Origin of the sequence: Pseudoalteromonas sp. UBA6610 (genome assembly GCF_002433295.1) — a bacterium.
GTDB lineage: Bacteria > Pseudomonadota > Gammaproteobacteria > Enterobacterales > Alteromonadaceae > Pseudoalteromonas > Pseudoalteromonas atlantica.
This window is the reverse complement of record NZ_DJHW01000061.1, coordinates 91138-100734: the sequence shown is the minus strand read 5'-3', so window position 1 is coordinate 100734 and position 9597 is coordinate 91138. Positions and strand designations below refer to the sequence as shown.

Here is a 9597-nt window from a genome sequence, read left to right as displayed (position 1 = left end):
AAAAACCAAACATACTGCTGCAAACTCAATCATTAAAGATCAACACGCCCTACTCAAATAAGCAGCGAGGTGATTCTCGCTGTTTATTTTTATTGGGCGATTACTATTTATGGCTAAAAATTCGCGTTAATAAGTCTGTGTAAATGGCCTCAATTTTAAGTAAATCATCAACCGGAACATGCTCGTTTACCTGATGAATGGTACTATTTTTAACGCCGCACTCAATAACTTGGGTATGCTGGTTTGCAAAAAATCGCCCATCCGAAGTACCGCCACTGGTACTTAACATGGGGTAACTCCCTGTTTGCGCATAAATGGTGTGCTCTAACTGCTGCAATAAACTCCACCCGTTTGTTGGTGGCGTATAATAGGGCTCACACGCTCGCTCCCATTCAACCTCAAGGTGCTGAGCGTATTCACTCAGCGCCGCTGATATACAGTGCTTTATTGCATTGCTTGTATAACCATGGCTATATCGCACATTAAAGGTAATTTCGCATTCACTAGGCACTAAATTATCAACAACATTATTTATATTAATGCCGGTCACTTGCAAGGTGGTTTTAGAGCTTGGCTCATCGTCAGGCCATGTTAAATTACTTAAACAATTTACAATATTACCTGCGATATGCGCAGCGTTTATAGTGTTCTGTGGGTAGGCAACATGTCCGGCCTTGCCGTGAACTTTTATACGAGAAGAAATAGCGCCTCGGCGACCATTTTTAATTGTATCGCCTACGTGTGTAGAGCTTGTCGGCTCACCAACAATACAGCCATCAAGTTGTATGTTATTTTTTGCTAAACGCGCGGCTATTACCTCTGAGCCAAATTCAGCCTCTCCTTCCTCATCGGAGGTAATAAGCCAATAAAAACGCCCTTTTTTACTTTTAGTCTCTTTTAATAGTGCCTTAGTAGCACCAAGCATAGCCGCCACACCGCCTTTCATATCGGCAGCGCCGCGACCATACACGGCATTATTAATAATATTGCCGGCAAAAGGCGGGCTTAGCCAGTCGCTAGACTCTGCGGGCACAACATCAATATGCCCAGAAAACGCAACACAATGTCCTTCTTGTTCAAAACTAACGTAGGCAATTAAATTGGTAACGCCTTCACAAATAAACTGCTCACAGTTAAAGCCAAGCGCAGTTAACTCATTGCTAAGCCAATCTATGGCACCGCCTTGATTAGGCGTTACAGACTCAAACCTAATAAGCGTTTGCGTATTTTTTACCACCGCGCTTAAAGGTTTACTTACACTGTTTTGCGATACTTTTGCAACAGACATAACAACACACTCAATAACCATAAGAAAGATTATTAAAGCGCGAGAATATGACCAAATAATGGCAAAGTTAATACAGTGCGATGACCGTTAAATACATAGCTGTGTCAATTAATTAAAATACTTTTTGCACTGACTTTAATCTAAATCAAGAAAAGGGTTCACATACTTCAAACATTTTTGAAACTTTGATCTAGAACAGGTTTTCAACGCTCGGAGATTGCAATAATAGCGTCAATCAAAAAGTAGTTATTGGAGCACAACATGAAAACCCAAATCAGCATTGCATTACTTACCTCTTTACTTGCTATTACCCCTGCGGCACACGCTAACCTTAGCGTTAATGTTGGCGCTATTAATGTAAATCCAGATAACAGCAGCTCGGCAATTAACGAAGCGCCAACACTGGGTCTCAAAGGCGACTCTGACACGCAGCTAGGTATTACAATCGATTATGCATTTAACGATAAGTGGGTGGTAGAGCTTATTGCCGCTACGCCGTTTTCGCACGATGTAAATGGCGCAGGTGGGTTAGCTGGCAATAAAATTGCCGACATCAAACAGCTTCCGCCATCATTAGTTGCGCAATACCACTTTTTAGATACAAGTTACGCGCTACGCCCGTTTATTGGTGTAGGGTTAAATTACACCACCTTTTTTGACGAACAGCCTTCTCAAGCGCTAAAAGCAACCCTAGGCACAGACGATGTTGAAGTAAAACTCGATGATTCGTTTGGCTTTATTGCACAAGTAGGCGCTAACTATAAAATCGATCAACATTGGGGGCTACATGCCATGGTATCAATGATTGATATAGATACCGATGCCACAGTGTATGCAAACGGTGCAAAAGCCCTTACATCAACCGTTGAGCTTGACCCTGTCGTTGCCATGTTTGGTGTTAGGTACAGCTTTTAATTAAATTTGCAGCACCTATGTTCTATGTGTTTAAGGCCGAAAGGCCTTATTTTATAAAAATTATTTAGGAAGGTTATTCACCTTTTTTTGCTCAAGCATTTCTTTCCAGTGCATAATTTCGCTTGGTAAAATAGGCGCTACACCATCAAACTCGGCTACTTCAAGCATTTCTTCAATACTGACAATGCCTTTTTTGTTTTTAAACACACCGCGCACATACGCTATAGCGTGCAGGCCACGCGCAGAATGAAACTTTTGTTCAATGTAAAAATATTTATGATCCCACCCCACCAGCTTGGTACTAATGGTATAACGCTGCATAGGTTTAATATCGCGAATATAAGTAATGGCTGTAGCATTAACAATAGGAAACCAACGGCGCTTCATTACTTGTTTTAATAGACCAATTCGCTCAATCATCCAAGTGCGCGACAAGTCCATCATAGCCAAATAACGCGAGTTTGTTAGATGCAGGTTTATATCGCAGTCTGTTGGTAGCGCTTTGTAATCAATATCAACAGTATCAAGTAACTGTTGGTAGTCGCGGTTGCGCTTAATTTTAAAAAATAATAAAAGAAGTCTAATATATAAGTTCACGAGAAGGTCTTACCAGTATAAAGTTAACTCAGTGTAACATAGCCACTTGTTAAGGCGAATGTTCTGTTTTAATCTCAAATTATAAATATAAAAAAGTCATAGTATGAAATATAAATTAGCGACACTTTTCACAACCAGTTTATTATGCATTAGCACCAGCGCACTGGCCGATTTTACAATTAAAGGCCCAGGTACGGTAACTTACCCAACAGGTATAGAAAAAACCTTTAATTTTGGCTTTGCATGGCAGCAGCAGCTTGGTAAATTTTCGATAGGTAGCAAAAGCTACGATATGTCGCAATTACCTAACTCATACTCGGTGGCAATCACTTTAGCTAAAGACGAAAGCCAAGTGTGGGTACAAGAATTTAATAATGGCTTTATTGAAGCGTTTGATTGGCAAATAGGTAAACATACTGTCAGTTTAAAAAAGCAGCAATTCAAAGACCCCGTAAAAGGCAATTACGTGATTGAGCTTAATGGCCGCAGTTACTTTTTTACTCGTAATAACGCAAGCATAGTGATTAATTTTGATGAAAATGGCATAGAAACAATCGCCATTGATGGGGTTACTAAAAACATGGGCACTAAGAGCTAGTGCCCAGTAAAGCGGCTATTAAACTTTAACAGTTTTGCGATTAATACCGTAATCTCGTAGTTTATTTGCCACTGCAGTGTGGCTAAGCCCTAAACGCTTAGCTAATTGTCTTGAGCTTGGGTAAGCCGGATACAATTTGCGTAGCAAGGTTGCTTCAAAACGTTTTACCGCTTGATCTAACGACCCTTCAAAATCTGACTCTAAGTAGCCTAAATCATGGGTAAAGGTGGGCAATTGCAAATGCTCTACACGTAGCTCGCTATCATCAAGTAACGACACCGCCCGATAAATTGCATTTTCTAGCTGGCGCACATTACCCGGCCACGGGTATTCTTGTAAAAAGCGTAAGCACTCTTGTGATAAAAGCGGAATTGCGTGGCCGTTTTGCTGTGCGTACTTTTGAATAAAGTGCTCGGCTAATGGGCCCACATCAGCTTTACGGTCTCTCAGTGGTGCAATCTCTAATGTGAGTACATTAATTCGATAGTATAGGTCTTCTCTAAATACGCCCTCTTGCACCATCGCGGGTAAATCTTTTTGTGTGGCTGCAATTATACGCACGTTTACTTTTACTTCGTTTTCGTCGCCCACTTTTCTAAATGTGCCGTCTTGTAAAAAGCGCAGCAGCTTTGTTTGTAGCTGTGTAGACATTTCGCCGACTTCATCTAAAAACACAGTACCGCCATCTGCTTGCTCTAGGACCCCGCGTTTAGGTGCGGTGTTTTCTTCATATCCGGCGTAACCAAATAATTCAGATTCAGCCACATCATCAGGCAAAGATGCGCACGAAAGTGCAATAAACGGCTTAACCGAACGATTAGAGGCATAGTGGCACGCACGAGCAAGGAGCTCTTTACCTGTGCCTGTTTCTCCGGTTATTAAAATGGGTGCTTCTAGCTGCGACATTTTGCGTGCTTCGCGCACTACCCGGCGCATAGCGGTACTAAAGTTATGAATAGTTGCAAAGCTTTCTTGCCCGTAACGTCTAAAGGCACTGACCTGCTGACCAAGGCGGCTTTGCGATTTTATATTTATAACCGCACCAGCTAACACGTCACCTTCACCACCTTGCGGGACGGCAATCGGTAAAATATCGGCAATAAAGTCTTCACCAGCAACATCTACCCGGGTTGTTTGTCCAAGTACTTCTTTGCCTTCTAACCAACGCGTAAAGTTAAACCCTTTTAGTAGGTTATTAATATTGGCCCCTACTACTTCTTTTTCGCTCAACTGTAGGTCTTTACAGGCAGCGTCGTTACACAAGCGTACCCACCCTTTTGCGTCAATCGAAATAACACCATCGGGAAGTGCACGCAGCAGTGTATTTAATTCGTTATGCTCTCGCTCAGAGGGTAAAAAGGCGGTTGTGCGAACATCATGTACGCCATCAATCAAACGAATAGAAGGCATAATTTTTTGAAATTGCTCAAATTCAATTTCAGGAAAGCTTACATACATACGGCAATTTACCGAATCAACCTCAATCCCTTTTAAGTCAACATCGTAGTTTACTAAAATATTTAGGATCTCTTGGGCAATACCTACACGGTCGGCACAATGAATATCTAGACGCATACATCCTCGAATAAGGAAAAACTATATTAGCCGAATAATACGCTAACTCCGTTATTCAATACAGTAAATTGTAAACAAATTTGGACAAACCATTGTCCTTTATCACTATAAACTCACGCCTATAAACATCAAACTGTAATAACGTACAGCTTAAAACTAAAAAACGCAGCGTGTAAGCTGCGTTTTAAAAAAGGTCATGCATATATGCTATTAATTTTGCGGGTATGGGGTCCAGTCTCCGCCATCTAATTGAATATAAGGGCGCTTATTAACATACATCATTATTGTATCGGCGTTTTCGGCTACTTTAGGTGCACGAGGCAGCGTATCAACTAAGTCGGCAATATTGCCATTACCTGCAAAAAAGTTTGTGCTAAGCACGCCACTAATTAGCTCCGATAAACCAAAGTAACTTGTTGATTCGCTTACAAGCGTTTGTGAATAGCTTTGTACATTTTTACCAATAAACTTAATCGCCACCGGAACAGATACAATACTTGGGCTTGGAATCTCACGAAGCCCAGCAAATTGCACTTTATCGCCTTTTAATGCTGCGCCGTGTTCAGGTACTATCATCAGCATGACATTACGACCACGTTTTTCTAGGTTTTTAATAAACCCGTTAATATCGTTAAATAAGTTTTTATGTCTAATTGGGTAACTTTCAAGGCTACTCATGCGGGCTTGATTCGCTAGTTGATTGCCATCATGCAAGCTGGTGGTGTTGTAATACATAGCACATGGCGCGCAGTCTTCACCTTTATCATTTAACCATGAGTTTAGTACTGCCCCGTCTGAATAAATAGGCTTGTTGTCAAACCCGTATTGAGCTACAGGTAAGTTAGTTATATCGTAAGGCTGCTCATCTATTTTACCAAACTTTTTCACCAAACCTTTAAACTCATCAAAGTGGCCGTCGTGGTTCATAACCACATTGCTTTTGTAACCTAAGTTTTCTAAATTTTTAAACAAATGACACTGCTCTGGTGCATTTTCAAATAAGGCAGTTTGGCTTGTTTGACCACAACTTGCTCGTAGAAGGCGAATTGCAGCAGGCCCAGAGTAAGAAGTAGCCGAATTAAAATCAGAAAACACCACATCAAAATCGCTATATAAATCATCAAGGCTTACGCCAATGGCCTCTAGATCAGCCACGGCCATCGAGCAAATATTTAGTACTATGACATCAAATAACTCGCCATTATATTGCTGAGGGAATTGGCTTGCTAGCAAACTTTGCTGCTGATAAAACTCTTTTAATTGCTGATCAGGCGATTTTGCTTCTTGCGTTACCACTTGTGCTTGTGCACGAGGCGCCGCTGTTTGAACATTATTAGCCGCCACTGGCTGTGAAATTAAATTATCCTCGTTGTTTGTGCCCTGCCAAGCTACAAGCATAAGCCCAACAACTGTTACGGTGGTAAAGCGTATCCACTGTGAGCAATACCAAAAGCACACAGTAATAACAAACAGTGCCAATAACATATCAACATTAATAACACGCGCCATGAGCTCTAAAAAGTAGCCAAAGCTAAAGTCTTGCACGTTACCAGCTTGGCGTGTTAAACGGTCTATAGGGGGCAACCACGAATCTTTATAAAGTAAAACAATAGCCATTACCGCGCCTAACCAATGTTTGGCTTTATTTAGTAAAGGGTGCGTGTAAGAAATAGCAAAAAAAGCAGCCAGCGCTGCATTTGCTAATAAGCCAAAGTCGATTGCACCATAATAAAAAAGTGCAAACTTAACTAAAAAATAGAGGTTCCACACCCCTAAGCCTGATAATTTCACTATTTACCCTTCTTTATTCTATTTGGTTTGTAAGGTTCGAGTACTTCATGTTTAAACGTAAGCTGAGCATAGTATTTTTTTATTTTTTTCAGTATCAACGACCCCGACATACATAAAAATACGCCAACTAGCATCGCTAAAATTGCTGTAATCAATAATTGATTGATACTCATACGTTACTCTTTATGGCCATTTTAAACGGCACAGCATCTGCGCGCTCGTTTTTAGTAAACTCTGGTGTTTCTAAATCAGCTGCAACACTTGCATCTATTTTTTGCGAAAATTTATAGCTTTCATTCTCTTTTAATTGGGCAGAGTAATCGGTTATATCTTGGCCCGCATAATAACGCCTAAGCTGTTTACATTCTTGCTGAATATAAAAATGATCGGAAATAATATTTTGCTGCGCAAAAAAATCGTTTGTTTCTAATTTAAACAAGTGCTTTATCGCATTGTTAACATCATTTTCGCGACACGCATGTAAATACAAATACACGGTGTTTTCTACCAAACTGAATACGTCGCCCTCACGCTTTATATGAAATAAATGCAAAGGGTGGATTGGGTCAATCCGAGGCAAAAGCTCTAATTTAACCAACACTCCACTTACCCCTAAATTTACAGCTGAATCGCTGTGAACTTCTACCTGTTTGGTAAATTCTATAAAAGGCAGGTAACCTTTAGAAAAGGTATTTTCGGTAAATTGAAGTACATGTTCAATAGAAGGCGGTAACGGTCTTGAAAATTGAAACCCTTGAATTGACTGCACCTGTGAGAGCAACCTTGAAGGCTCTGAAAAACTATACAAAATAAGATTAACACCTAAGGTCAAAAATAAGCATTCATCTTGATGGCGGATCACCCCATCAACGTTCTGAATCACTAATTTAAGCCAGCGACCACAGTTTTTTCTCAGCTCAAAGCATTGCTTGGCAAGCAGGGCTAAATCGGTATAGCGAGATACTGCAAATACCAATGTTGCCGCCTCTAATTTAGGGCCTTTTGCAAAAAGCGCATTGTTGTCTTTTATTATTTTATATTTTGCAGGAAGCTTGGTCCCTTCAGGAATAGCTCCTTGTACAATCCACACGTCGTCTTCATCTGCAAATACACCCGATGTTGAGGTTTGTTGTTCCGTAATACTATTTTGCTGCACTTTAAAGCAGCCATTTTCAATCATTAATGGATACTGTACAGAGGCGATGATACCTGTACTGTGATGCCAATAATCGTACTCTAGTACGCGCACTGTTGAATCATTTTCAACATATACCAACCCGTCGAGGTCCGAATTTAACCGCCTTAATAAAAAGCGATAGTTAGTCACCTCAGGGCCTGAAACTAAAAATAAAACGGTCGCTCCTGATTGTGTACTAAATTTTTTATAGGTCTGAACACTTTGCATCAGTTGCTTTTGATCCAATGAGGCTAAATCAGTCGTACTAAAGTGAACAATGACTAATGCATTATTTAGCTGTTTATAAGCATTTAGCTCTTTTAGCGTATTGTTAATTATTTGTTGCTTTGGCCAGTCGCGTGTATCTGCCGAAAACCTAAACGGATGCACTTTGTGTTGGTCAAATGCATGATTTAATGCATCGCTAAAAGGGCCTTCAAAAAATGTTTCTATTTGAGAAGAAACAATATAAATATCAGAGGCTGAGGGTTTATTAATTGCATGTAATGCCAGTTCAGTAGCAAAATTGTCTAAAGGGGCTAAAATTGCATATAACGATGCAGGTTTTAGCTCTGCAGCAGAGGGCTGCAAGCCTGAAATGTTAAAGTTTTGCACTGAATTTAGCCTATAAAAAATACTTTTTTACTAGTTTTACCCGCTATTCTATATATAATAGACAAATATTGTCCACTTTAAATAAAAATAATAAACTTCACTATAAAGGCAACAATGCGTAATTTAACGACAAAAAGCTCTGAAACCTTAACATCAAATGACATTGAGAACCTTGCACGGCGTTTTGGCGGCAAAAGTGAAGATTACGTTGAAATTGTTAATAAACAAAAAAATAAACAAACAATAGAAAAATACGCATTACTGAACGAAATACACCGTGCAGTAAATGCGTAAGTAGTAATTAAAACGACAGGTAAACAACCCCTTGCAAAGAATTTTTCTAAAAGGCATTAAAGGCGGCACTGGCGCTACTTCTATGGTTGCCAACTTAGCCTGCGTATTAAAAAAATCGGGCTCTGACGTTATTGCTATAGATTTAGATTCTAAAAGCGATTTGGGCCTGCACTTTGGCCTGCCTTGGCAGTACAACCACGGCTGGAGTAACGAGCAGGACTTTGAACAAGCCCTTGAGCACTTTCATCAAGATAGTGATGGCATAGTGTTTTTACCTTTTGGCGATAAAAGTGTTAGTACCGCCGCGTTATTCGACTTTATTAACAATTGCAATAAACTGGATTATAACAATAATGCTTGGCTTCTTTTTGATTGCCCTGCACATATTGATATCACCCACTATCCGCTCGATAAAAACGACATAGTGATTGAAATAGTTAATTGTGATGCTATTTGCCACAGCTTAATTTATAAAAAACTACAAACGTTAAAACACACTGACAACCAGTGGAAACACTTCTTTTTAGTCAATCGTTATAACTCTGCATCAACACTTGAGTTTGACCTGTTTTCTTTGTGGCAATCTACCTTGCCGCTTATGGCGCCTTTTTTTATAAATAGTGATGAAGTAATTAAAGAGTCTACAGCCTATAGAAATGTAGCGCTTAATTGTGCGCCTTACAGTGTTGCTAACGATGACTTTGAAACACTTGCCGGCTGGCTTGTAAGTAAATCGGCCCTGTAGTT

The 9597-nt window shown here is 40.0% G+C and carries 9 protein-coding genes; 4 read left to right on the top strand and 5 right to left on the bottom strand.

Annotation, left to right across the window (positions count from 1 at the left end; all coding sequences use genetic code 11):
* Positions 1-103: 103 nt before the first annotated feature.
* Complete coding sequence (gene dapE / locus B4F91_RS08225; protein WP_286938818.1) at positions 104-1288, bottom strand: succinyl-diaminopimelate desuccinylase; 1185 nt, start codon at positions 1286-1288, stop codon at positions 104-106.
* Between the two features lie 261 nt (positions 1289-1549).
* Here dapE and B4F91_RS08220 point away from each other — a divergent pair, with 261 nt between their 5' ends.
* The gene (locus tag B4F91_RS08220) at positions 1550-2203 is read left to right on the top strand and encodes an OmpW/AlkL family protein (RefSeq protein ID WP_004588347.1); all 654 of its coding nucleotides are present in this window, start codon (positions 1550-1552) and stop codon (positions 2201-2203) included.
* A 60-nt stretch (positions 2204-2263) separates the two neighbouring features.
* On the opposite strand, the gene B4F91_RS08215 is transcribed toward B4F91_RS08220, so the two are convergent.
* Positions 2264-2800 carry a thioesterase family protein gene (locus tag B4F91_RS08215; protein ID WP_004588346.1) on the bottom strand — a complete coding sequence of 179 codons (537 nt, stop codon included), beginning with the start codon at positions 2798-2800 and terminating at the stop codon, positions 2264-2266.
* A gap of 103 nt (positions 2801-2903) precedes the next feature.
* Here B4F91_RS08215 and B4F91_RS08210 point away from each other — a divergent pair, with 103 nt between their 5' ends.
* Positions 2904-3398, top strand: coding sequence for a hypothetical protein (locus B4F91_RS08210; protein ID WP_004588345.1), 495 nt, complete (start codon positions 2904-2906; stop codon positions 3396-3398).
* Between the two features lie 18 nt (positions 3399-3416).
* On the opposite strand, the gene tyrR is transcribed toward B4F91_RS08210, so the two are convergent.
* The 3 genes from tyrR to bcsE form a co-directional block, all read right to left on the bottom strand.
* A complete protein-coding gene (tyrR, locus tag B4F91_RS08205) occupies positions 3417-4973 on the bottom strand; it encodes a transcriptional regulator TyrR (protein ID WP_004588344.1) in 1557 nt (518 codons plus the stop codon).
* 210 nt (positions 4974-5183) lie between these two features.
* On the bottom strand, positions 5184-6764 hold the full coding sequence (bcsG, locus tag B4F91_RS08200; RefSeq protein ID WP_286938816.1) for a cellulose biosynthesis protein BcsG: 1581 nt from the start codon (positions 6762-6764) through the stop codon (positions 5184-5186).
* 169 nt (positions 6765-6933) lie between these two features.
* Positions 6934-8556, bottom strand: coding sequence for a cellulose biosynthesis protein BcsE (gene bcsE / locus B4F91_RS08195; protein WP_288635547.1), 1623 nt, complete (start codon positions 8554-8556; stop codon positions 6934-6936).
* A gap of 114 nt (positions 8557-8670) precedes the next feature.
* Between bcsE and bcsR the strand changes: the two genes are divergently transcribed.
* Entirely contained in the window at positions 8671-8850 is a 180-nt protein-coding gene (gene bcsR / locus B4F91_RS08190) for a BcsR/BcsP family cellulose biosynthesis protein (RefSeq protein ID WP_004588341.1), read from the top strand.
* Positions 8851-8881: 31 nt separating this feature from the next.
* Positions 8882-9595 carry a cellulose biosynthesis protein BcsQ gene (gene bcsQ / locus B4F91_RS08185; RefSeq protein ID WP_004588340.1) on the top strand — a complete coding sequence of 238 codons (714 nt, stop codon included), beginning with the start codon at positions 8882-8884 and terminating at the stop codon, positions 9593-9595.
* The last annotated feature ends 2 nt before the right edge of the window (positions 9596-9597 follow it).